The organism is Stenotrophomonas maltophilia group sp. RNC7 (assembly GCF_030910085.1).
Classification (GTDB): Bacteria; Pseudomonadota; Gammaproteobacteria; order Xanthomonadales; family Xanthomonadaceae; genus Stenotrophomonas; species Stenotrophomonas sepilia.
In genome coordinates this window covers 1-21,695 of the sequence record NZ_JAVFVN010000764.1, presented here as the reverse complement: position 1 = coordinate 21,695, position 21,695 = coordinate 1, and the positions used below count along the sequence as shown (strand labels likewise).

The window sequence follows — 21,695 nt, the reverse complement described above, 5'->3', positions numbered from 1 at the left end:
ACCCGACTGAAGCATGACGGTAGTGCCGGTCGCTGGCCGACAAGCGCGAGACTCGGCTACACCCCGGCCTCCACCAGGTGGTCGATGAAACTGCGCACCTTCGGCGCCAGGTGGCTACGGCTGGCATACACCGCGAAGATGCCGATCGGCGAGGCCTCCCATTCCGGTAGCACGCGCACCAGGCGGCCATCGGCCAGCGCGTCTTCCAGCAGGAAGTCGGGTTGCAGGATCACCCCCATGCCGGCGATCGCCGCTTCGCGCAGCACGTCGCCGTTGTTGGCGTGCAGCAGGCTGTTCACCGCCACCTTCACTTCACCGCCGGGTCCCTGCAGCGGCCAGTGGTCGCCAGCGGCCCAGTAGCTGTAGCTCAGGCACGCGTGATTCTGCAGGTCCTGCGGCGTCTGTGGGGTACCGCGTGCAGCCAGGTAGGCCGGCGCCGCGCACAGGCTCACCCGCGATTCGCCCAGCCGGCGCGCGATCAGCGCCGGGCTCGGCTCGCGGGTGATGCGGATGGCCACGTCGTAGCCTTCCTCGACCATGTCCACCAGGCGGTCGGACAGGGCCAGGTCCAGTTCCACCTGCGGGAAGCGTTCGCGGTAGCTGGCCAGCAGCGGGCCGAGGCGGGCGATGCCCCAGCTGACCGGTGCGTTGATGCGCAGCGTGCCCGAGGGCTCCAGCGCCTGCGCACCGATGCTGGCCTCCAGCGCGTCGAACTCGGCCAACAGGCGCACACATTGTGCGTAGTAGGCGGCGCCGGCACTGGTCGGGCTGACCCGGCGCGTGGTGCGGTGGAGCAGGCGGGTGGACAGGCGCTTTTCCAGCGCGGCGACCTGGCGGGTGACGCCGGCGGTGGACATGTCCAGAGCCTGGGCGGCGGCGCTGAAGCCATTGCGCTCGACCACCGCCACGAACACGCGCATCGCCTCGAGGGTATCCATTGTTGCGCCTTTTGAAATAAATACGGTCAATCGATCGTATTTATCAGTCCGTGAAGGCGCAATAACCTGTGCCCACTCCCTTCAAGGTGCTTTGCCATGCACACCACGACCGCTCCTGTTTCGCCGCTGGCGCCGTATGGCGCCACCCTGCTGCGCCTGGCCCTGGGCGTGCTGTTCCTGGCCCATGCGCTGACCAAGCTGCTGGTATTCACCCCGGCCGGCACGGCGGCGTACTTCGAGTCGCTGGGCCTGCCCGGCGTGCTCGGCTACCTCACCATCGGCGTCGAGCTGGTGATCACTGTCGCGCTGTTGCTGGGCGTCTATGCGCGCTGGGTGGGCCTGGTCGGCGTACCGCTGCTGCTGGGCACCATCGTCACCGTGCACGGCGCCAACGGTTTCGGTTTCGCCAATGCCGGCGGCGGCTGGGAATACCCGGCGTTCTGGGCGCTGGCGCTGGTGGTGCTGTTCCTGGTCGGCGATGGCAAGTGGACCCTGCGTTCGCGCTGATCGCCGCCTGATCCTGCAACTGGAGCATTCCATGTCCCGCCTGCCTTCGCTGTACATCTCCCATGGTTCGCCGATGACTGCCCTGCATCCGGGCCAGGTCGGTGTGCGCCTGGCCGAGCTGGCGCGCGACCTGCCGACGCCGCGTGCCATCGTGATGGCCTCGGCGCACTGGCTGGGCCGGCAGCCGCTGGTCGGCGCGCATCCGCAGCCGCCCACCATCCACGACTTCGGTGGCTTCCCGCGCGCGCTGTTCGAACTGCAGTACCCGGCGCCGGGTGATCCGGCGCTGGCCGAAGAAGTGGCCCGCCGCATCGCCGCTGCCGGCCTGCCGGTGGCGCTCGACCCTCAGCGTGGCCTCGACCATGGCGCGTGGGTGCCGCTGCGGCTGCTGCGCCCGCAAGCCGACATCCCGGTGGTGCCGCTGTCGATCCAGCCGCTGCTCGGCCCCGGGCACCAGTTCGCGCTGGGCCGCGCGCTGGCGCCACTGCGAGAGCAGGGCGTGCTGCTGGTCGGCTCGGGCAGCATCACCCACAACCTGCACGACTGGGGCGACTACCAGGACGGCAAGGAAGCGCCGTACGTGCGGCCCTTCATCGAATGGGTCGAGCAGCGCCTGGCCGCCGATGATCGCCAGGCCCTGTTCGACTACCGCCGGCAGGCGCCGTTCGCCGAACGCGCGCACCCGACCGACGAGCACCTGCTGCCGCTGTTCTTCGCGATGGGCGCAGCCGGCGAGGACAGCTTCGGTGCGCGGCGCATCGATGCCGGCATCGACGCCGGCTTCCTCGCCATGGACCTGTACCGCTTCGACGGGGCATGAGCCGGGGCTGACGCGCGACCGCCCCGGCCGTCGCGCTCATGGCCGCATGTGGTAGTTTTTTCCGGGTTTCCGGCGCTGGCCTTCGAGCCTCCCCGCGCGCCGCTTCCTGGAAGAAGCATGCATACCATTGAAGTCGTCCTGGCGATGCTGGTGGCCGTTGTCGCCAGCGGCTACCTGGTTCGCGTCCTCCCGTTCTCGTTGCCGCTGCCGCTGGTGCAGATCGGCCTGGGCGCGGTCATCGCCGGGGTGTTCAACCGCGGCCACGCGCTGGAGCCGGAAGTGTTCTTCCTGCTGTTCCTGCCGCCGCTGCTGTTCCTTGATGGCTGGCGCATCCCCAAGCAGGGCCTGTTCCGCGACAAGGGCGCGATCCTCGAACTGGCGTTCGGCCTGGTGGTGTTCACCGTCATCGGTGCCGGCCTGCTGATCCACTGGATGATTCCGGTGATGCCGCTGGCGGTGTGCTTCGCGCTGGCCGCCATCGTCTCGCCGACCGATCCGGTGGCGGTCGGCGCGATCGCTTCCAAGGCACCGATTCCCAAGCGACTGATGCACATCCTGGAAGGCGAGTCGCTGCTCAACGATGCGTCCGGCCTGGTCTGCTTCCGCTTCGCGGTGGCGGCGGTGATGACCGGTTCCTTCTCGCTGGCCACGGCCTCGCTGACCTTCGTGTGGGTGGCGGTGGCCGGCCTGGCCGTGGGCGTGGCGGTTACCCTCGGCGTGTCCACGTTCCAGCGCTGGCTGTGGCGCCGCTTCGGCGAGGAACCGGGTGCGGCGATGCTGGTCAACCTGCTGATCCCGTTCGCGGCCTATCTGCTGGCCGAAGAGATCCATGCCTCGGGCATCCTGGCTGCCGTGGCGGCCGGCATCGCGATGAGCTACGTCGAGCTGACCGGCCGTGTCTCCGGCAGCATGCGCGTACAGCGCGCGGGCGTCTGGAACATGCTGCAGTTCAGCTTCAACGGCATCATGTTCGTGCTGCTGGGCGAGCAGCTGCCCGGCATCGTCGAACGCGCCACCACCACCATGAACGAGTCCGGCCACCAGAGTGCATGGTGGCTGCTGGTGTACGTGGTGGTGATCAACCTGGCACTGATCCTGTTGCGCCTGCTGTGGGTATGGCTGTCGCTGCGCTGGAACCTGCTGCGCGCGCGTCGTCGCGGCCTGGAGCGGGGCGAGGCACCGAACTGGCGCATCGTGGTGGCGACCTCGGTGGCGGGTGTGCGCGGTGCGATCACCCTGGCCGGTGTGTTGACCCTGCCGCTGTTCCTGCCCGATGGCAGTGCGTTCCCAGCACGCGACCTGGTGATCTTCCTGGCCGCGGCGGTGATCCTGTTCTCGCTGGTCGGCGCCAGCGTGGCGCTGCCGCAGCTGCTGAAGGGCCTGCAGCTGCCGGCCGATTCGGGCGAGCGCAAGGAAGAGGACCTGGCACGCCGGCTGTCGTCCAAGGCCGCGCTGGCCGGGGTCGAGCGCATGCGCCAGCAGCTGGTGATGAACCAGAACACTGAGAACGTGCAGCTGTACAACGACGCTGCCTCGCGGGTGAGCCTGCTGTACCAGCGGCACCTGGAGAAGGACAACGACGGGCCCGACGTGGACCCGGAGAAGGTGCGGCGCATGGAGCTGGGGTACCGCCAGCTGCGCAGCGCCGGCCTCAATGCCGAGCGCGAGGAACTGTTCCGGTTGACCCGGCGCGGGGTGATCTCCGACGAGATCTCGCGGCGCCTGATCCGCAACCTGGACCTGCTGGAATCGCGCAAGCGCGAATGACGCCTGGGACCGGGCGTTGCAGACGCTGACGCGGATTCCGCCCTGGCATGTAGAGCCGAGCCCATGCTCGGCTGCGCTTGCTTCAGGCGTCATGAACCCGGAACGAAAAGCAGCCGAGCACAGGCTCGGCTCTACATGCCGGGGCCGGTTATTCCGGCTTCTGGTCCAGGAAATACACCTCGACCTTGCCCTTGACCTTGATGGTCATCGGGTTGCCACGGCGGTCGCGGGCCTTGCCGGCCTGCACGCGGATCCAGCCTTCGCTGACCGAGTATTCCTCGACGTTGTCGCGCTCGACGTCGTTGAAACGCACGCCGACGCCGCGCTCCAGCGCCTGTGCATCATGGAAGGGGCTGGCCGGGTTGATCGCCAGGTGGTCGGGAGGGGTATCGCTCATCGCTTCATTCACAGTGACGGCCACCAAGGCCGGCTTCAGCGGCACAGGATAAACCGTAGAATGCCGGCCTGCCCCAGAGGACGTTCCGCCATGCCCGACAACAGCGACTATTTCGACTTCGAGGAAGACATCCACGACTTCGACGAGGATGGATTCGAGGCGCGGGTCTGGAACCTGCTGGTGCTGATCAACCCGGGCGACGAAGAGTTGGCCCTGCAGCAGTTCAACCGCTGGCGCGAGCACCTGTCCGAGGACGGGCAGCCGCTGGAAGCGGACAGCGACTGGCTGCCGGCGCTGTTCACCGCCATCGCCTGGCAGTCCGGTTTCGATGTGGAGCGCGACGACCTGGAATCGCTGCAGTCGGCGGTCAACGAGCTGTCGGCGCGCTTCAACCTGCAGCTGGACTGGGGTGGCGACCTGGACGACGAGGACTTTGCCGAAGGCCTGGACGGCGTGCAGCTGATGGCCACCGCCTTCGACCGCCTGCGCGAGCACAACTACACGCTGTGGAGCGTGGATGCCGGCCGCGACGGCTTCACCGGCGTGATGGCGCTGACCCGTGACGACGACGCGATGCTGGCGCTGTGCTCGCTGCTGAACGTGGAAATCCGGCTGGGCAGCGACCCGTTCTGATCGGGCCTGTAGAGCCGAGCCCACGCTCGGCTGCATTTCGCGTAGAGCAGCCGAGCATCGGCTCGGCACTACAGGAGGCACACGGCAGCCGAGCCTACGGCCGGTATTGCGCCCGGGCGTTGGCGATCACCGCCTTGACCAGTTCGCGCTCGGTGTGCCGGGAAATCGCTCGCGCGCCAAGCGCGATCGCCTGCGCGCGCAGCTCGACCGTGACATCGTAATGGGCACCGCTGGCCTTGTTCTGGAAGGCCCGCGGGGGGATGCCGAGCTGCGCCGCCATCGCGTGCAGCTCGGCCAGGGTGTCGGCCATCAGGTGCGCCCAGCGCTGTCCGCGCCAGGGATGCACCGCGTCATCGACGTAGACCGTCACCGCCGCGGCCGGTTCAGGCCTGCGGCTTGCTGTCGCTGTCAGCGGCCGGGGGGGCCTCGGCGTCGGCAGCAGCTTCAACCACATCGCCTTCGGCGGCCTCAGCGGCTTCTTCGCCTTCTTCGGCTTCCACGGTCTCGAACTCGGACACCAGCTTGTCCAGATACTCGTCAGCGGTCTGGCCGGATTCAGCGGCCAGGGTGTCCAGCAGCTTCTGCAGCAGTTCGGAGTACTCCAGGTTGACCTTGCGGCCTTCCTTCTCCTGCACGTTGGACAGGTGCTTGAGCATGGCCAGCATCGGCACCGGGTTCTCGGCGTTGCCCATGGTCTGGCCACCGATGGCCAGCAGCCATTCGCGGCCCTGCAGGCCGATGGCGGCGACCACCTGGCCGTCTTCGTTGGTCAGCACGGCATGGTTCTGCACCTGCTGCTGGGCATTCAGGCGCAGGAACGGGCGCTTGGCCTGCTGCTTCTTGCGCTTGTCGCGCTTGGCCTTGGAGTTCTGGGACATGGGGTGGGGTCACCTGGAAACGGAAAGACCACCATTGTAGCGGCCGCGCGCAGGTGGGGTCAGATCCCTTTCCACGGGAAAGGGATCTGACCCCGGTTCAGTGCGCCTCACCCTGCGCGGCCTGCACATCCGGGTCGGCGGTCGGCGCCGACAGCCCCACCTGCGGGCCGGCGCCGGCCAGGGCGGCCGCTTCGGCGGCCTGGGTCATCACCACGATGCTGATGCGGCGGTTGATCGGGTTCTGCGGGTCGGCCCTGTCGAACAGCACCGATGAAGACAGGCCGACCACGCGGGTGATCTTGTTGTCCTCCAGGCCGCCGTCCACCAGCGCGCGGCGGGCGGCATTGGCACGATCGGCGCTCAGTTCCCAGTTGCCGTAGCCACGTGCAGCCGAATAGGCAGTGATGTCGGTGTGGCCGGTCAGGCTGATCCGGTTCGGCACGTGGTTCAGGTAGTTGGCCAGCTCGTGCAGGATCTGCTGCGTGTACGGTTTCAGCGTGGCGCTGCCGAGGTCGAACATCGGCCGGTTCTGCTTGTCCACGATCTGGATGCGCAGGCCCTCCGGGGTCAGGTCCAGCAGCAGCTGGTCCTTGAACGGCTCCAGCGCCTGGCTCCTGCTGATCGCTTCCTGCAGCTCCTTCATCAGTGCTTCCAGCTGCTGCTTGTCGCGCTGCTGCTGGTCCACCGGCTGCGGTACCGCTTCCTTCTGGTTCTGGAACGGGTCGTTGCTGTTGCCACGCGAAATGTCGGTGGCACCGCCCAGCTTGATCATCGAGGTGCTGGCGCCGCCCGGGCCGGCCATGCCGGGCGCCGGCGTGGCGCTCTGACCGCTCAACGGGCTGGGGTTGCGGAAGTACTCGGAAATGGCCGCACGGTCGTTCTTGTTGGTGGTGGCCATCAGCCACAGCACCAGGAAGAACGCCATCATCGCGGTCACGAAGTCGGCATAGGCCACCTTCCACGAACCACCATGATGGGCGGCGTGGCCGGCCTTCCTGACCCGGCGGACGATGACGGTGGGCTTGGTCTCGGCCATGGCTTACTTGACCGTCTTCAGGTGCTGCTCGAAATCGGAGAAGGCCGGGCGCACGTTCGACGGCAGCGTCTTGCGGGCAAATTCCAGCGCGATCTTCGGGTTGTAGCCGCGCAGGCAGGCCAGCAGGGCGGTCTTGACCGATTCGTAGATGCGGCTGTCCTGCTCGGCGCGCGCTTCCATCGCGGCCGCCATCGGGCCGACGAAGCCGTAGCCCAGCAGGATGCCCAAGAAGGTGCCGACCAGCGCACCGGCCACGTGGCCACCGACCTCGACGATGTCGCCGCCGATCGAACCCATGGTGATGACGATGCCCAGCACCGCGGCCACGATGCCGAAACCGGGCAGCCCGTCGGCGACCTTGGTCAGCACCTGTGAGGGTGCCAGGGCCTCGGCGTGGTGCTTTTCCAGCTCCAGTTCCAGCAGCGGCTCCAGCTCATGCGGCTCGATGTTGCTGCCGATCATCAGGCGCAGGCAGTCGGTGATGAAGTCGATCAGGTGGTGGTCGGCCTGCACCTTGGGGTAGTTGCCGAACAGCGCGCTTTCGGCCGGGCGCTCGACATGGTCTTCCAACGCCATGAAGCCTTCGCGGCGGGCCTTGTTGAGCAGTTCATAGAGCAGGCTGAGCACATCGATGTAGTCCTGCTGCTTGTAGCGCGGGCCCTTGAACACACCCACCATGGCCTGCAGGGTCTGCTTGACCGTCTTGGCCGGGGTACCGACCAGGAAGGCGCCGAGCGCGGCGCCGCCGATGATGACCAGTTCGTAGGGCTGCCAGAGGGCACCCAGGCGGCCGTGGGCACCGAGGTAGCCCCCGATCACGCTGATGATGACGACCAGGAATCCAACGATGATGAGCATGGGGCGACGCAAGGAGCGGGGATATCTCCTTGTCGGCCCATCACCCGGTTTTCTGAAGAGGGAATTCTGTGAAATCGGTCAGCGGGGTGTTTCAGCCCGCCACGCCGCTTTCTGCGCCGCCACGCTGCAACGGATCGGGCCAGGGCTCGCCATTGCCGGTGAACGAAAGTGAGACGGAGTTCAGGCAGTGGCGCTCGTAGGTGGGCGGCGGGCCGTCCGGGAACACGTGGCCCAAGTGGCTGCCGCATCGCGCGCAGGTGATCTCGGTGCGCACCATGCCATGGCTGGTATCACGGATCTCGCGCACGTGCGCCGGGTCGAACGGGGCAAAGAAGCTGGGCCAGCCGGTGCCGGAATCGAACTTGGTGCTGGAGCGGAACAGCGGCAGCGCGCACAGCCTGCAGCAGTAGACCCCCTCGCGCTTGTTGTCGAGGAACACGCCGCAGAACGGCGCCTCGGTGCCGTGCTGCAGCAGCACGCGGCGCTCCTCGCTGCTGAGGCCGGCGATCAGCGCCTCGGTCTGGGTGGCAGTGGGGGGCGTCAGGTCGAAGGCGGTCATGGCGGCGCTCCGTGGGGTTGATGGCCTGGGGATGGCGGAAAACGTGGGGGTGAAGACGCGACCTTGCAAGTGTGATGGCCGTTCATGGGCGGCACACAGGGGCAGGCGCAAGGTGAACGCGATCCACGCCGGAGCGCGCCATGAAACCGATCCTTCCCCTGCTGCTGGGCCTGTTGCCCATCGTGGCGCCGGCGCAGGTGCCGACCGCCGATCCGACTGCGACCCGCAGCGCGACCACCGTGGCGCCGCAGCCCGTGGCACCACCGCCACAGGCCGCTCGCCCGCAACCGCAGGTGCTGCCGTCGCCGCAGCCGGCGCAGCCGATCAAGTCCACCGGTCCGGCCCGGGTCGCGCCGGCGCCGGTGCCGAAGCCGGCCGACAAGGTCTATGACCGCAATGGCCGCATCGTTCCGGGCGTGCGCCCGGCCGGCCCGAACCGCGTGTTCGATTCGCGCACCGGCCGCTATTACGACAGCGTGCCGGCCGGCGATGGGCAACAGATCAAGCGCTGAGTCCGGGGCCACCAAGGTTGGCTGCTACCTGGCGCTGAGCGGGCTGAACGCACGAAAACAGCATCCAGCCGATCACTGCTTTTTCGCCTGCGATTAACCGTTGCGGGACCACCGTGGCCCTGCGTCGGCATCCCGCCGCCGCATGTCCTTCGTCCACTGGATCGCGACCATGAAAAACCAGCAGAACCGTCATCCCGGCAAGGAACCGCAGGGCCGTAACCCGCAGCAGCAACAGCAACAACAGCAGATGGAGCCGCAGCCGCCGCACAAGGGCGGCAAGCAGCAGGAGCAGCGCTCGCAGAAGCATCCGCAGCAACGCTGACGGATCCGGCGTCGGAGCCCGCGTTGCGGGCTCTGACCTGATCGCCGGCTTCAATCCGGAATCGGCAGGCTCAGCGTCTCCTTCACCTCTTCCATCACGATGTAGCTCTTCGACTCACGTACATGCGGCAGTGTCAGCAACGTGCTGCCGAGCAGCTTTCGGTAGGAGGCCATTTCACTGATCCGTGCTTTCAGCAGGTAATCGAAGTCGCCCGACACCAGGTGGCATTCCAGCACGTTGGGCAGCTTCAGCGCGGCGCGGCGGAATTCCTCGAAGATGTCGCCGGACTTGTAGGCCAGGCTGATCTCCACGAACACCAGCAGGCTGGCCTTTACCGCGGCCGGGTCGAGGTGGGCGTGATAGCCGGTGATTACCCCTTCGCGTTCCAGGCGGCGTACCCGCTCGGTGCACGGGGTGGTCGACAGGCCAACCCGCTCACCCAGCTCGGTGAAGGAGATGCGGCCTTCGGCCTGCAGGATGCGCAGGATCTTGCGGTCGATCTTGTCCAGTTCGCGGGTACGGGTGGCCATGGCCGTCAACCTTGGGGAATGAATTGCAGGAGAACATCCTGCCGGTTGATTTCAATTCAGGCAAATCAACTGGTATCGGCTGTCTATACTTCCCCAATTATGGCCCCGGCACGCTCCAGTGCAGGGAATGATCGGGTTGGAGAAGTCCCATGCGAGTCCTAGTTCTCGGCAGCGGCGTGATCGGCACTACCAGTGCCTGGTACCTGCGACAGGCCGGGTTTGAAGTCACGGTCATCGACCGCCAGCCCGGCCCAGCGCTGGAGACCAGCTTCGCCAATGCCGGCCAGCTGTCGTTCGGCTACACCTCGCCGTGGGCGGCGCCGGGCGTGCCGAAGAAGGCGATCGGCTGGCTGTTCGAGAAACACGCGCCGCTGGCGATCAAGCCGGGCATGGACCTGGCCCAGTACCGCTGGCTGTGGCAGATGCTGCGCAACTGTACCCACGAGCGTTATGCGATCAACAAGGCGCGCATGGTGCGCATGTCCGAGTACAGCCGCGACTGCCTGAACGAGCTGCGCGCGCAGATCGGCATCGAATTCGAAGGCCGCGACCTGGGCACCACCCAGTTGTTCCGCACCCAGCAGCAGCTGGATGCCTCGGCGCAGGACATCGAGATCCTGGCCCAGTACGGCGTGCCGTACGAGGTGCTGGACCGGGCCGGCATCATCCAGGCCGAACCGGCCCTGGCCCACGTCGATGGCCTGGTCGGCGCGCTGCGCCTGCCGCGTGACCAGACCGGCGACTGCCAGCTGTTCACCCGCCGCCTGGCGCAGATGTGCGTGGATGCCGGCGTCGAATTCCGCTTCGACCAGGACATCACCGGCCTGGAATTCGATGGCGACCGCATCACCGGCGTGCGCATCGACGGCAAGCTGGAAACCGCCGACCGCTTCGTGGTTGCGCTTGGCAGCTACTCGCCAGCGCTGGTCGCACCGCTGGGCATGCGCCTGCCGGTGTACCCGCTGAAGGGCTATTCGCTGACCCTGCCGATCACCGACCCGGCGATGGCGCCGACCTCGACCATCCTCGATGAGAGCTACAAGGTGGCGGTGACCCGCTTCGACGACCGCATCCGTGTTGGTGGCATGGCCGAAGTGGCCGGCTTCGACCTGTCGCTGCCGCAGCGCCGCCGCGAGACCCTGGAACTGGTGGTCAGGGATCTCTATCCGAAGGGCGGCGACCTGTCGCGCGCGCAGTTCTGGACCGGCCTGCGCCCGGCTACGCCGGACGGTACGCCGGTGATCGGCGCCACGCCGTTCCGCAACCTGTACCTCAACACCGGACACGGCACGCTGGGCTGGACCATGGCCTGCGGCTCAGGCCGCTACCTGGCCGACCTGATGAGCGCGCGACAGCCGCAGATCAGCACCGAAGGCCTGGATATTTTCCGCTACGGCCAGTACGGTCACGCGCCGCAACACGAGAACCGCACATGCGTCCTGCCCGCGCGCTGATCGATCTGGACGCCCTGCGCAGCAACTACCGGCTCGCCCGTGAACTGGGCGGTGGCAAGGCCCTGGCGATCATCAAGGCCGATGCCTATGGGCATGGCGCGGTGCGCTGTGCGCAGGCGCTGGAGGGCGAGGCCGATGGATTCGGCGTGGCCACCATCGAAGAGGCACTGGAGCTGCGCAAGGCCGGCATCCGTGCGCCGATCCTGCTGCTGGAAGGCATCTTCGAGCCCAGCGACATGGCGCTGGTGGCCGAGCATGACTTCTGGTTCGCCGTCGGTTCGCCGTGGCAAGTGGAGGCACTGGCGGCGTTCGACAGCCCGCGCCCGTTGACGGTGTGGCTGAAGCTGGACAGCGGCATGCACCGCCTCGGCCTGGACGTGGACAGCTTCCGCGCCGCGCATGCACGCCTGTCGGCGCTGCCGCAGGTCGAGCGCATCGTGCTGATGACCCACCTGGCACGTGCCGACGAACTGGACAGCGAGCGCACCCGCGAGCAGGCCGCAACCTTCGCGCGCGCCATTGATGGATTGGAAGGCGAGACCAGCGTGTGCAACTCGCCCGCGCTGCTGGGCTGGCCGGAGGTGCGCAGCGATTGGGTGCGCCCGGGCCTGATGCTGTACGGCGCCAACCCGCTGCCGGATGACACCGCGTTGACCGCGCGACTGCGCCCGGTGATGACGATGCAGTCCAAGGTGATCGCCGATCGCTGGATTGAAGCCGGTGAACCGGTGGGATATGGCGCGCGCTTCGTGGCCAAGGCGCGCACCCGCGTGGGCGTGGTCGCGCTTGGCTATGCCGACGGTTATCCGCAGTTCGCCCCGAACGGCACCCCGGTGCTGATCGACGGCCAGCCCGGCGGGCTGATCGGGCGCGTGTCGATGGACATGTTGACGGTGGACCTGACCGCGCATCCGCAGGCCGGCATCGGCAGCGTGGTGGAGCTGTGGGGTTCCGCGCCGACGCTGTCAGAGCTGGCGCCGCGCTGTGGCGTCAGTGCCTACCAGCTGCCGTGCGCGGTCAAGCGCGTGGCGAAGGTGTACGTGTAGAGCCGAACCCACGCTCGGCTTCCGTAGCGGCCGACCCTGGTCGGCGCTGTGAATCCGTGTCGACCAAGGTCGACACCTGCCGATGGGCCTACGGCCTACCGTGCTGCGGTGGCCTGCGCTGTCAGCTGCCGCTTCACCCAGTCGTCGATCAGGCGCTTCTCGTAGCGCAGTGGATCGCTGTCGCTCTTCAGGCCGATGTTGTGCAGGTAGCCGGTATCGCTCAGGCGCGCGTCGCCCTCGCTGACGATGCGGCCGCTGGCGTCCTTCAGCGTGTACTGCAGGCTGATCCGCGGTGGGTAGATGTCGCGCATGATCCGGATGTCGCGGCCGCGCGGGCCGTGCCACGGCTCGTAGTCACCGGCGCGCTTGATGTCGACCAGGGTCACATCAAGCGTCTGTCCCGGTTGCAGCGGTTTGGCGGCAGCGGTCTGCAGGTAGCGTGCCAACTGCTGCACCCAGTCGCCACGCTCGGCTTCGAAGCGGTTGGTACTCTGGCGGATCTCGGTGAACTTGGCCGGATCGTCCCACTTCACGCTGACCGGGCCATCGGCCTGCAATGCGCGGGGAGCTTCCGGGTCGGTCACGGTGCGCGGGGCCGCGCTGGCGCCGCCCGCCGCCAGGGCGCCTGCCAACAGGGCGCCTGCCAACAGGGCAATCGCGAGTGAGCGTTTCATCACGGTCTCCTGCGTCCCCTCGATGGGGGCGATGTTGATCACAGATCGAGTGTGATCCTGCTTCCCGGTATCGGCAATGGCCGCATGCGTCGTCTGCAAGAGCGGTTGCCGCCAATTCATCGACGTCAACCATGACTGACGGCGCTTGACGCTGTGAATACGCCCTTTGGAACATGCTGTGCCTCCAACCTGGCCTGCACAGACACCCTTGTCCACACTGCCGCCCCTCGTGGAGCGCCCACCGATGACGGTGCCGGCGCCCGAACCCGACCTGCATCATGGCGTGCTTGAGCGCATCAACGCCGGTTTCTGCGTGATCCAGGTGCTGTTCGAGGGTGATCGTGCGGTCGACTACCGCTTCATCGAGGTCAACGATGCCTTCGAGCGCCACACCGGGCTGAAGGATGCGCGTGGAAAGCGCATGACGGCGCTGGAGCCCGGCCATGAGCAGGACTGGTTCCGCATCTATGGCGAGGTCGCACGCAGCGACCGCCCGGCCCAGTTCGAGATGGAGGCGCGTGCGCTGGGCCGCTCGTTCGCGGTGGATGCGGTGCGCGTGGGCCGGCCGGGCGAGGACAAGGTCGGCATCCTGTTCTTCGACATCACCGCACGCAAGCAGATGGAAGTGGAGCTGGGCGAAAGCGAAGCCCGCTTCAGCGCGCTGGCCGATGGCCTGCCGATGCCGGTGTGGGTGCTGGACGAGCGCGGCCATGCCCGTTTCGTCAACAGTGCCTTCAGCGAGTTCTTTGGCGGTGACGAGACGCGCGTGCCGGAGGACGTCTGGCGCGGCCTGGTGCATCCGGACGACGCATCGGTCTTCGAGTACGAACTGCAGGAAGCATTGAAGGCGCAGCGCTCGATGCACGCGCTCGTGCGCGCACGCCGTGCCGATGGCCAGTGGCGCTGGCTGGAGATGAACGCCCGCCCGCGCTTCTCGCGCATGGGCCGCTTCATCGGCCTGGCCGGCAGCAGCCCGGACGTGACCGAACGCCGCGAGATCGAGCTGGCCCGCGAGGAACTGCTGCAGTCCGAGCGTGCCGCGCGCAGTGCTGCGGAAAACATGGCGCGGCTGAAGGATGAATTCCTGGCCACGCTGTCGCATGAGCTGCGTACGCCGTTGACCACCATCCTCGGCTGGAGCGAATTGCTTCTGCAGCGCGTGGACAACACCAGTCCGCTGTACAAGGGCCTGAACGTGATCGCCAACAGCGCCGGTGCGCAGAAGCGGCTGATCTCGGACATGCTCGACCTCAGCAGCATGCTGCTGGGCAAGGTGCAGCTGGAGGTGGAAGTGCTGGACCTGTGCGCGGTGCTGGGTGAGGCGATCGGCGCGCAGGAACTGGTGGCCGAAGGCAAGGCGCTGGACGTGCACCTGCAGCTGCCCACGCAACCCAGTCTGGTGCTGGGCGACGCCACGCGCCTGCAGCAGGTGTTCTGGAACCTGCTCTCGAACGCGATCAAGTTCACCCCGGCTGAAGGCCGCATCGACCTGCAGCTGCGGGCCGACGGCAACTACTGGGAGATCACCGTGCGTGACAGCGGTGATGGCATCGCACCCGAATTCCTCAATCATCTGTTCAGCCGCTTCCGCCAGGCCGACGGCACCACCACCCGCCGCCATGGCGGCCTGGGCCTGGGCCTTGCGATCGTGCAGCAGCTGGTCGAACTGCATGGTGGCACGGTCACTGCGGCCAGCGAGGGCCACGGCCACGGCGCGACCTTCACCGTGCGCCTGCCCCAGCATGTTCCCGATGCCGAACGGCGGCCGCTGCGCGAAGTGATCAGCGGGCCGATCCTGGAGCCGGTGATCGTCGAGCCGTATCCGCTGCGCGGCATGCATGTGCTGGCGGTGGAAGACCAGCCGGAAGTGCTGGAGTACTTGCGGCGCATGCTGGAAGAGCAGGGCGCCAGCGTGTCTGCGGCCAGCTCGGCCGGCGAAGCGCTGGCATTGCTGGCCGACACCGGCCACCTGCAATACCACGTGCTGCTGACCGACATCGGCATGCCGGGCATGGATGGCTATGGGCTGGTGCGCACCTTGCGCGAGGACATGGGCGTGGATGCGGCGACCTTGCCTGCGGTGGCGGTGACTGCACTGGCGCGTGCCGACGACCGTCGCCGCGCGCTGGCCTCGGGCTTCCAGGAGCATGTGGCCAAGCCGTACTCGGTAGCGCAGCTGGTGGCTGCCGTGCGCAAGGTGCAGGTGCCGCGCGCGGACAGCGCGCTGCACTGAACATTCACGGCCGATCGGCGACCCTGCAGTCAGGAGGTCGCCGATGTCCCGTATAGCTCCACGTATCCACACCGATCCGGCGCAGATCGCGCGCCTGGAAGCCCTGCTGCCGCAGCTGGATGGCGAAACGCAGGTGGAACTGATTCTGCACGATGGCCGCCGCCTGCTCGGCACGGTGGCGGTGAGGCCAACTGTGCAGCAATACCGCAACGCCGCTGGTGATGAAGGCAGCAACGGCCAGTTGCGCCTGGATGACTACGACACGCCGGTGCAGCAGCACCATGTGTGGCTGGATGAAATCGCCAGTATCAACCGCCTGCCACCCAAGGCGCCTTGATCCGATGTAGAGCCGAGCCCACGCTCGGCTCTGCTGCCGCCCGAGCGTGGGCTCGGGCGCTACAGATGTGTCAGTGCTCGAACAACGTCGGCGTCGCCTCGAATCGACGTGCGTACGCCCGCTCCTCTGCAACCCTCGCCACCTCGTCATCAGCCAGGTCCGGCGCGCCGTACACCGCATAGGCCACGCTGCCGTCGGCACCATGACCGATCTGGTGCAGCCGGTAGCGCGAGTGGCCGCCGCCGGTATCCTCGGGGTAGTGCACGGGCGGATGGCTGCCTTCCAGGTCCATTTCACTGTTGTCGACCACACCACCGACGAACAAGGCTCGCATGCAGGTTCTCCTGGGTTTCCGGGGGGAGCCTCTACCCTGAACGTTTCAATGTTTCTGGCGGATCAAGGCCCCGTTCGGGTTTCGCAAAGCGGGCCGCCGGGGCCGGCCCGGCCAAGCCGGTACAATGGACGGCCCTCACGCTTGAAGTACCCGCGCCGATGGCCTCCAGCGACGACGCCCCCCTGCAGACCCTGCTCCTGCCGTTCTCCCAAGGCGCCCTGCGCTGGCCGGAGGGCCCGGTGGCCTTCCTGCGTGCCCGCGATGGCTGGCCATTGCGCGAAGTGGCCGGCAACCGCGAGGTGCACTGCGAACAGAGCTTCGCCCCGTTCGCGCAACCGCTGCAGCAGGCTGCCGGCTGGACCGTCAGCGGCCAGCTGGATGACGCGGCCGGCAAGGGCCGCTACCCGTTGGTGCTGGTGCTGCCGCCGCGCCAGCGCGAAGAAGCTCGTGCGCTGTTCGCCCGTGCGCTGGCGCTGGTCGCCGATGGCGGCCGCATCGTTGCCTGCCAGTCCAACAACGAAGGTGCGCGTTCGGGCGAGGGCGACCTCAAGCAGTTGGCCGGCCTCGGTGGCTGCCTGACCAAGAACCACTGCCGCGTGTACTGGACCGCCCCGCTGCAGGGCCAGCACGACGTTGACTTGGCCAAGCGCTGGTCGGCGCTGGATGCGGTGCGCCCGATCGTGGGCGGTCGCTTCCTCAGCCGCCCGGGCGTGTTCGCCTGGGATCGTATCGATCCGGCGTCGGCGCTGCTGGCCGAACACCTGCCGGCCGACCTGGCCGGACGCGCCGCCGACCTCGGCGCGGGCTACGGCTATCTGTCGCGCGAACTTCTGGAACGCTGCCCGAAGATCACCGCGCTGGACCTGTACGAGGCCGAGCAGCGCGCGCTGGCGCTGGCCGAGCTCAATCTGGCGCCGCCGCCGCGACCGCTGCCGCTGCGTTTCCTGTGGCAGGACGTCACCGCTGGCATCGAGCCGGGCTACGACGTCATCATCAGCAACCCGCCGTTCCACACGCCTTCGCGCGCTGACCGCCCGGACATCGGCCAGCGCTTCATCGCCGTGGCTGCGCAGGCGTTGCGCCCGGGCGGGCGCCTGTACGTGGTGGCCAACCGCCACCTGCCTTACGAGCACACCCTCAACGACAGCTTCGGCGCGGTGCGCGTGGTCGCCGAGCGCGACGGTTTCAAGCTGGTGGAAGCGGTGAAGGGGAAGGGCAAGTGAAGCTGGTCAAGCACATCGCCAACCTGGGCTATGGCAGCCGCAAGCAGGTGCAATGGATGTTCCGCGAAGGCCGCGTCACCGACGCCGATGGCGAGGTGCTGTATGCCGACGACCAGGTGCCGCATGACGCCATCCGGGTCGATGGCGAGCCGCTGGACCCACCGCCGGGGCTGTCGATCGCGCTGCACAAGCCGGCTGGCTACACCTGTTCGACCAAGGACACCGGGCGCCTGATCTACGACCTGTTGCCGCCGCGCTTCCGCGACCGCGATCCGGTGCTGTCCACGGTCGGCCGCCTCGACCGCGAGACCAGTGGCCTGCTGTTGCTGACCGACGATGGTGGCCTGCTGCACCGGATCATCTCGCCGAAGTCGAAGCTGCCGAAAGTCTATGAGGTCGAGTTGAGCGAGGACCTGCGCGGCAACGAGGTGGCGCTGTTCGCCAGCGGCACGCTGATGCTGGAATCGGAGAAGACGCCCCTGCTGCCGGCTGAACTGGAAGTGCTGGATGCGCGCCGTGCGCGGCTGGTGCTGCACGAAGGCCGCTACCATCAGGTACGCCGCATGTTCGCCGCTACCGGCAACCACGTGCAGGCCCTGCACCGCAGCCGCGTCGGCGGGCTGGACCTGCAGGGGCTGGACGAAGGGCAATGGCGGCAGCTCACCCCTACCGACCTGGATACGCTGTTCGCTCCATGACCCCCATCGCTGCGCTGCCGTTTCTTCCCGACGCCGTCATCTTTGACATGGACGGCCTGATGATCGACAGCGAGCGTGTCTCGCTGGCCTGCTGGGGCCAGGCCGCCGATGAATTCGGGCTGGGCCTGGACGAGGCGGTGTTCCTGCGCATGGTCGGCCTCGGCGACCGCGATTCGCACGCGCTGCTGCGCGCGCAGGGCATCGAGGACAGCGTGATCGATGCGGTGGCCGCACGTTGCCACGACCTGTATGAGGCACGCACACAGACCGGGTTGCCGTTGCGTCCGGGCATCCTGGAACTGCTGGAGCTGCTGAAAGTGCACGCGGTACCGCGGGCGGTGGCCACCACCACGCGGCAGCCGCGGGCCAACCGCAAGCTGGCCGCTGCTGGCCTGCTGCCGTATTTCGATGCGGTGATCACCAGTGGCGACGTGGCGCGGCCGAAGCCGGCGCCGGATATCTACCTGCTGGCCGCGCAGCGATTGGGGCAGGTGCCCGGGCGTTGCCTGGCGCTGGAGGATTCACCGGCCGGTACGCGCGCGGCGCTGGCGGCCGGCATGACCGTGATCCAGGTGCCTGACCTGGTGCATCCGGATGAAGAGCTGCGTGCCCTGGGACACCGCATCGTTGGATCCCTGGTGGACGCGCACGCGCTGCTGCTGCCGTTGCTGCCGGGGTAACGGTGGGTGCCGACCGTTGGTCGGCACGCCCGTCCCCATCACACCCGCCCGAACACCAGCGCGGCGTTGGTGCCACCGAAGCCGAAGCTGTTGGACATCACCGTATCCAGTTTCTGCTCGCGGCTCTCGCGCAGGATCGGGAAGCTCTCCACCTTCGGGTCCAGCTCGCCGATGTTGGCCGAACCGGCAACGAAGCCATCGCGCATCATCAGCAGGCAGTAGATTGCCTCGTGCACGCTGGCTGCACCGAGCGAGTGTCCGGACAACGCCTTGGTCGAAGACAGCGGCGGCACCGCATCGCCGAACACTTCGCGGATCGCGTTGAGCTCGGTGACATCGCCCAGCGGGGTCGAGGTGCCGTGGGTGTTCAGGTAGTCCAGCGGGCGATCGACACCCTGCAGCGCCATCTTCATGCAGCGCACCGCACCTTCGCCGGAGGGCGCCACCATGTCGGCACCGTCGGAGGTGACGCCATAGCCGATCAGCTCGGCATGGATGTGGGCACCGCGTGCGACGGCGTGGTCGTAATCCTCCAGCACCAGCATGCCGCCACCCCCGGCGATGACGAAGCCGTCGCGGTCCTTGTCGTACGGGCGCGAGGCACTGGCCGGGGTTTCGTTGAAGCTGGTCGACAGGGCACCCATCGCGTCGAACATCACGCTCATCGACCAGTGCAGGTCTTCGCCACCGCCGGCGAACATGATGTCCTGCGCACCGTGCCGGATCATGTCCGCAGCGGCGCCGATGCAATGCGCCGAGGTCGCGCAGGCAGCCGACAGCGAGTAGCTGACGCCCTTGATCTGGTAGGCCGTGGCCAGGCAGGCCGAGACCGTCGAACACATCGTGCGCGGCACCATGTACGGGCCGACCTTGCGCACGCCACGTTCGCGCAGCAGGTCGACGGCACCGATCTGCCATTCGCTGGAGCCGCCACCGGAACCGGCGATCAGGCCGGTGCGCAGGCTGCTGACCTGCTCGGGGCTGAGCCCGGCATCGGCGATGGCATCGCGCATGGCCAGGTAGGCGAAGGCCGCCGCGTCGCTCATGAAGCGCTTCTGCTTGCGGTCGATCAAGGCGTCCAGGTCGAGGTCGACGCGGCCACCGACCTGGCTGCGCAGGCCTGCTTCGGCGTGGTCGGCCAAGGCGGTGATGCCCGAGCGTCCTTCACGCAGCGCGGCCGAAACGGTATCCAGATCATTGCCGAGGCAGGACGTGATGCCCATGCCGGTGATGACGACGCGACGCATCAGAAGCTCCCGGTTTCGGTGAACAGGCCGACGCGCAGGTCGCGCGCGCTGTAGATTTCGCGGTCGTCCACGTACATGCGGGCGTCCGACTGGGCCATCACCAGCTTGCGGTTGATGACCCGGCTGATGTCGATCTCGTAGCGTACGAGCTTGGCGTCCGGCAGTACCTGGCCGGTGAACTTCACCTCGCCACAGCCCAGCGCGCGGCCCTTGCCGGGTGCACCCAGCCAGGTCAGGAAGAAGCCGGTCAGCTGCCACATGGCATCCAGGCCCAGGCAGCCTGGCATCACCGGGTCGCCGATGAAGTGGCAGCCGAAGAACCACAGGTCCGGGCGGATATCCAGTTCGGCGCGTACCATGCCCTTGCCATGCGGTCCGCCGTCCTCTCGGATGTCGGTGATGCGGTCGAACATCAGCATCGGGTCGTTGGGCAAACGGCCGGCGGCGGTGCCGAACAGTTCACCGCGTGCGCTGGCCAGCAGCTGTTCGCGGTTGAACGCGTGGAGACGGGTCATGAAGCACAATCCTGGAAGCGGAGAACAGGGAAACAAGCGCCCGAGAATGCCCGTGGAAACTGTCCCGATCAAACATTTCAACCGTACGCAACCGTAGTGTTTTCAAGGGAATACGCGCATCCTGTTGATGTGCAACGACCATACTTCGGCGTGTGGCCCACCCGGCCCGGCCCCGCCTTTTCCACCTGACATGACCCGACTGCGCAAGATCATCCACGTTGACATGGACGCGTTCTACGCGTCGGTGGAGCAGCGCGACGATCCGTCACTGCGCGGCAAGCCGGTGGTTGTGGCATGGCGCGGCGCACGCTCGGTGGTGTGCGCGGCATCGTACGAGGCACGCGTGTTCGGTGTGCGTTCGGCCATGCCGGCAGTGCGGGCCGAACGCCTGTGCCCGGATGCGATCTTCGTGCCGCCCGACTTCGCACGTTACAAGGCGGTGTCACGCCAGGTGCGCGAGATCTTCCTGCGCCACACCGACCTGGTTGAACCGTTGTCACTGGATGAAGCCTACCTGGACGTGACCGAGCCGAAGAGCGGCATCGAACTGGCGACCGACATCGCCCGTACCATCCGCATGCAGATCCGTGAGGAGACCAACCTGACTGCTTCAGCTGGGATCGCGCCGAACAAGTTCCTGGCCAAGATCGCCTCGGACTGGCGCAAGCCCGATGGCCAGTTCGTGATTCCACCGCAGCGGGTGGACGCCTTCCTGCTGCCGTTGCCGGTAAGCCGGGTGCCTGGCGTCGGCAAGGTGATGGAAGGCAAGCTGGCCGCGCGCGGCATCGCCACCTGCGGCGACCTGCGGCAGTGGGCACTGATCGATCTGGAAGAAGCGTTCGGCAGTTTCGGCCGCAGCCTGTACAACCGCGCACGCGGCATCGACGAGCGGCCGGTGGAACCGGACCAGCAGGTGCAGTCGATTTCCTCGGAGGACACCTTCGCCGAAGACCTGCTGCTGGAAGACCTGACCGAGGCCATCGTGCAGCTGGCAGAGAAGACCTGGAAGGCGACCCGCAAGACCGAGCGTGTCGGCCATACCGTGGTGCTGAAGTTGAAAACCGCGCAGTTCCGCATTCTCACCCGCAGCTTCACCCCGGAACGTCCGCCGGAGTCGATGGAAGAACTGCGCGACATCGCACTGGCCCTGCGCGCCCGCGTCGACCTGCCGGCGGAGACGCGCTATCGGCTGGTGGGTGTCGGGCTGGGTGGCTTCCGCGAAAAGGAGCCGGTGGTGCAGGGGGAATTGTTCGAGCACGACATGAACAAACCCACAGATACCTAATCATCAAACAGTGGGGTCAGAGCCCGTTGCGCAGCAACGGGCTCTGACCCCGTGCCGACCAACGGTCGGCACCCACCATCAGCAGCAGGTTCCGACAGATAGCGGGAAACTGTCGAAGGCGGGGTGGGTCCGGTTGCGGGGGCGTGAGCCGCATGGATGCGGCGACCGAGCTTACATGGACGTACTTGCAGCGCCCCCCGCAACCGGACCCA

26 protein-coding genes are annotated in these 21,695 nt (G+C 67.3%); 14 read left to right on the top strand and 12 right to left on the bottom strand.

What is annotated here, in order from left to right:
- Positions 1–56: 56 nt before the first annotated feature.
- Entirely contained in the window at positions 57–938 is an 882-nt protein-coding gene (locus tag RCF13_RS18045; protein ID WP_308141430.1) for a LysR family transcriptional regulator, read from the bottom strand.
- Between the two features lie 96 nt (positions 939–1,034).
- Here RCF13_RS18045 and RCF13_RS18040 point away from each other — a divergent pair, with 96 nt between their 5' ends.
- The 3 genes from RCF13_RS18040 (at position 1,035) to RCF13_RS18030 (ending at position 4,032) form a co-directional block, all read left to right on the top strand.
- On the top strand, positions 1,035–1,445 hold the full coding sequence (locus RCF13_RS18040; RefSeq protein ID WP_010484130.1) for a DoxX family protein: 411 nt from the start codon (positions 1,035–1,037) through the stop codon (positions 1,443–1,445).
- A 31-nt stretch (positions 1,446–1,476) separates the two neighbouring features.
- A complete protein-coding gene (locus RCF13_RS18035; RefSeq protein ID WP_308141429.1) occupies positions 1,477–2,265 on the top strand; it encodes a class III extradiol ring-cleavage dioxygenase in 789 nt (262 codons plus the stop codon).
- 117 nt (positions 2,266–2,382) lie between these two features.
- A complete protein-coding gene (locus RCF13_RS18030) occupies positions 2,383–4,032 on the top strand; it encodes a Na+/H+ antiporter (protein ID WP_069140060.1) in 1,650 nt (549 codons plus the stop codon).
- A 148-nt stretch (positions 4,033–4,180) separates the two neighbouring features.
- Here the strand turns inward: RCF13_RS18030 and RCF13_RS18025 are convergent, their stop codons facing one another.
- Positions 4,181–4,429: a DUF3297 family protein gene (locus RCF13_RS18025; RefSeq protein WP_005415112.1), complete on the bottom strand. Its 249-nt coding sequence runs from the start codon at positions 4,427–4,429 to the stop codon at positions 4,181–4,183.
- A gap of 90 nt (positions 4,430–4,519) precedes the next feature.
- On the opposite strand from RCF13_RS18025, the gene RCF13_RS18020 reads away from it, so the two are divergent.
- On the top strand, positions 4,520–5,062 hold the full coding sequence (locus RCF13_RS18020) for a hypothetical protein (protein ID WP_134969290.1): 543 nt from the start codon (positions 4,520–4,522) through the stop codon (positions 5,060–5,062).
- Between the two features lie 94 nt (positions 5,063–5,156).
- Here RCF13_RS18020 and RCF13_RS18015 read toward each other — a convergent pair whose 3' ends face one another.
- From RCF13_RS18015 to msrB, 5 genes are all read right to left on the bottom strand, one after another.
- Entirely contained in the window at positions 5,157–5,432 is a 276-nt protein-coding gene (locus RCF13_RS18015; protein ID WP_061478631.1) for a DUF4031 domain-containing protein, read from the bottom strand.
- A 13-nt stretch (positions 5,433–5,445) separates the two neighbouring features.
- Entirely contained in the window at positions 5,446–5,940 is a 495-nt protein-coding gene (locus RCF13_RS18010; RefSeq protein ID WP_134969289.1) for a hypothetical protein, read from the bottom strand.
- A 97-nt stretch (positions 5,941–6,037) separates the two neighbouring features.
- Positions 6,038–6,976: a flagellar motor protein MotB gene (gene motB, locus RCF13_RS18005; RefSeq protein WP_308141428.1), complete on the bottom strand. Its 939-nt coding sequence runs from the start codon at positions 6,974–6,976 to the stop codon at positions 6,038–6,040.
- Positions 6,977–6,979: 3 nt separating this feature from the next.
- Positions 6,980–7,834: a flagellar motor stator protein MotA gene (gene motA, locus RCF13_RS18000; RefSeq protein WP_134969288.1), complete on the bottom strand. Its 855-nt coding sequence runs from the start codon at positions 7,832–7,834 to the stop codon at positions 6,980–6,982.
- Between the two features lie 91 nt (positions 7,835–7,925).
- Positions 7,926–8,393: a peptide-methionine (R)-S-oxide reductase MsrB gene (msrB, locus tag RCF13_RS17995; RefSeq protein ID WP_005415117.1), complete on the bottom strand. Its 468-nt coding sequence runs from the start codon at positions 8,391–8,393 to the stop codon at positions 7,926–7,928.
- A 140-nt stretch (positions 8,394–8,533) separates the two neighbouring features.
- Between msrB and RCF13_RS17990 the strand changes: the two genes are divergently transcribed.
- Together RCF13_RS17990 and RCF13_RS17985 are read left to right on the top strand one after the other, a co-directional pair.
- Positions 8,534–8,905, top strand: coding sequence for a classical arabinogalactan protein 4 (locus RCF13_RS17990; RefSeq protein ID WP_308141427.1), 372 nt, complete (start codon positions 8,534–8,536; stop codon positions 8,903–8,905).
- 142 nt (positions 8,906–9,047) lie between these two features.
- Positions 9,048–9,227: a lana protein gene (locus RCF13_RS17985; RefSeq protein WP_072167733.1), complete on the top strand. Its 180-nt coding sequence runs from the start codon at positions 9,048–9,050 to the stop codon at positions 9,225–9,227.
- A 50-nt stretch (positions 9,228–9,277) separates the two neighbouring features.
- Here RCF13_RS17985 and RCF13_RS17980 read toward each other — a convergent pair whose 3' ends face one another.
- Positions 9,278–9,757 carry a winged helix-turn-helix transcriptional regulator gene (locus RCF13_RS17980; protein ID WP_005407919.1) on the bottom strand — a complete coding sequence of 160 codons (480 nt, stop codon included), beginning with the start codon at positions 9,755–9,757 and terminating at the stop codon, positions 9,278–9,280.
- A 149-nt stretch (positions 9,758–9,906) separates the two neighbouring features.
- On the opposite strand from RCF13_RS17980, the gene RCF13_RS17975 reads away from it, so the two are divergent.
- Both RCF13_RS17975 and alr read left to right on the top strand, forming a co-directional pair.
- Positions 9,907–11,211, top strand: coding sequence for a D-amino acid dehydrogenase (locus RCF13_RS17975; protein WP_134968960.1), 1,305 nt, complete (start codon positions 9,907–9,909; stop codon positions 11,209–11,211).
- Positions 11,190–12,257 carry an alanine racemase gene (gene alr, locus RCF13_RS17970; RefSeq protein WP_061478637.1) on the top strand — a complete coding sequence of 356 codons (1,068 nt, stop codon included), beginning with the start codon at positions 11,190–11,192 and terminating at the stop codon, positions 12,255–12,257. The genes RCF13_RS17975 and alr overlap by 22 nt, the downstream gene beginning before the upstream one ends.
- A gap of 95 nt (positions 12,258–12,352) precedes the next feature.
- Here alr and RCF13_RS17965 read toward each other — a convergent pair whose 3' ends face one another.
- On the bottom strand, positions 12,353–12,931 hold the full coding sequence (locus RCF13_RS17965) for a DUF3016 domain-containing protein (protein ID WP_134968959.1): 579 nt from the start codon (positions 12,929–12,931) through the stop codon (positions 12,353–12,355).
- 244 nt (positions 12,932–13,175) lie between these two features.
- Here RCF13_RS17965 and RCF13_RS17960 point away from each other — a divergent pair, with 244 nt between their 5' ends.
- On the top strand, positions 13,176–15,164 hold the full coding sequence (locus RCF13_RS17960; protein ID WP_308141426.1) for an ATP-binding protein: 1,989 nt from the start codon (positions 13,176–13,178) through the stop codon (positions 15,162–15,164).
- 43 nt (positions 15,165–15,207) lie between these two features.
- The gene (locus RCF13_RS17955) at positions 15,208–15,501 is read left to right on the top strand and encodes a DUF3247 family protein (protein WP_019660923.1); all 294 of its coding nucleotides are present in this window, start codon (positions 15,208–15,210) and stop codon (positions 15,499–15,501) included.
- 70 nt (positions 15,502–15,571) lie between these two features.
- Here the strand turns inward: RCF13_RS17955 and RCF13_RS17950 are convergent, their stop codons facing one another.
- Positions 15,572–15,835: a hypothetical protein gene (locus RCF13_RS17950; RefSeq protein WP_005415125.1), complete on the bottom strand. Its 264-nt coding sequence runs from the start codon at positions 15,833–15,835 to the stop codon at positions 15,572–15,574.
- Positions 15,836–15,993: 158 nt separating this feature from the next.
- On the opposite strand from RCF13_RS17950, the gene RCF13_RS17945 reads away from it, so the two are divergent.
- The 3 genes from RCF13_RS17945 to RCF13_RS17935 are packed head-to-tail and all read left to right on the top strand — an operon-like array spanning position 15,994 to position 18,436.
- On the top strand, positions 15,994–17,058 hold the full coding sequence (locus tag RCF13_RS17945; RefSeq protein ID WP_134968958.1) for a class I SAM-dependent methyltransferase: 1,065 nt from the start codon (positions 15,994–15,996) through the stop codon (positions 17,056–17,058).
- The gene (locus RCF13_RS17940; protein WP_111201840.1) at positions 17,055–17,756 is read left to right on the top strand and encodes a pseudouridine synthase; all 702 of its coding nucleotides are present in this window, start codon (positions 17,055–17,057) and stop codon (positions 17,754–17,756) included. Before RCF13_RS17945 ends, RCF13_RS17940 begins: the two co-directional genes overlap by 4 nt.
- A complete protein-coding gene (locus RCF13_RS17935; protein ID WP_061478640.1) occupies positions 17,753–18,436 on the top strand; it encodes an HAD family phosphatase in 684 nt (227 codons plus the stop codon). Before RCF13_RS17940 ends, RCF13_RS17935 begins: the two co-directional genes overlap by 4 nt.
- 38 nt (positions 18,437–18,474) lie before the next feature.
- On the opposite strand, the gene fabB is transcribed toward RCF13_RS17935, so the two are convergent.
- Positions 18,475–19,683, bottom strand: coding sequence for a beta-ketoacyl-ACP synthase I (gene fabB, locus RCF13_RS17930; protein ID WP_005415129.1), 1,209 nt, complete (start codon positions 19,681–19,683; stop codon positions 18,475–18,477).
- On the bottom strand, positions 19,683–20,198 hold the full coding sequence (fabA, locus tag RCF13_RS17925) for a 3-hydroxyacyl-[acyl-carrier-protein] dehydratase FabA (RefSeq protein ID WP_005415130.1): 516 nt from the start codon (positions 20,196–20,198) through the stop codon (positions 19,683–19,685). Before fabA ends, fabB begins: the two co-directional genes overlap by 1 nt.
- A gap of 190 nt (positions 20,199–20,388) precedes the next feature.
- On the opposite strand from fabA, the gene dinB reads away from it, so the two are divergent.
- Positions 20,389–21,483, top strand: a complete 1,095-nt coding sequence (gene dinB, locus RCF13_RS17920) for a DNA polymerase IV (RefSeq protein ID WP_111201842.1) — start codon at positions 20,389–20,391, stop codon at positions 21,481–21,483.
- Positions 21,484–21,695: the final 212 nt, after the last annotated feature.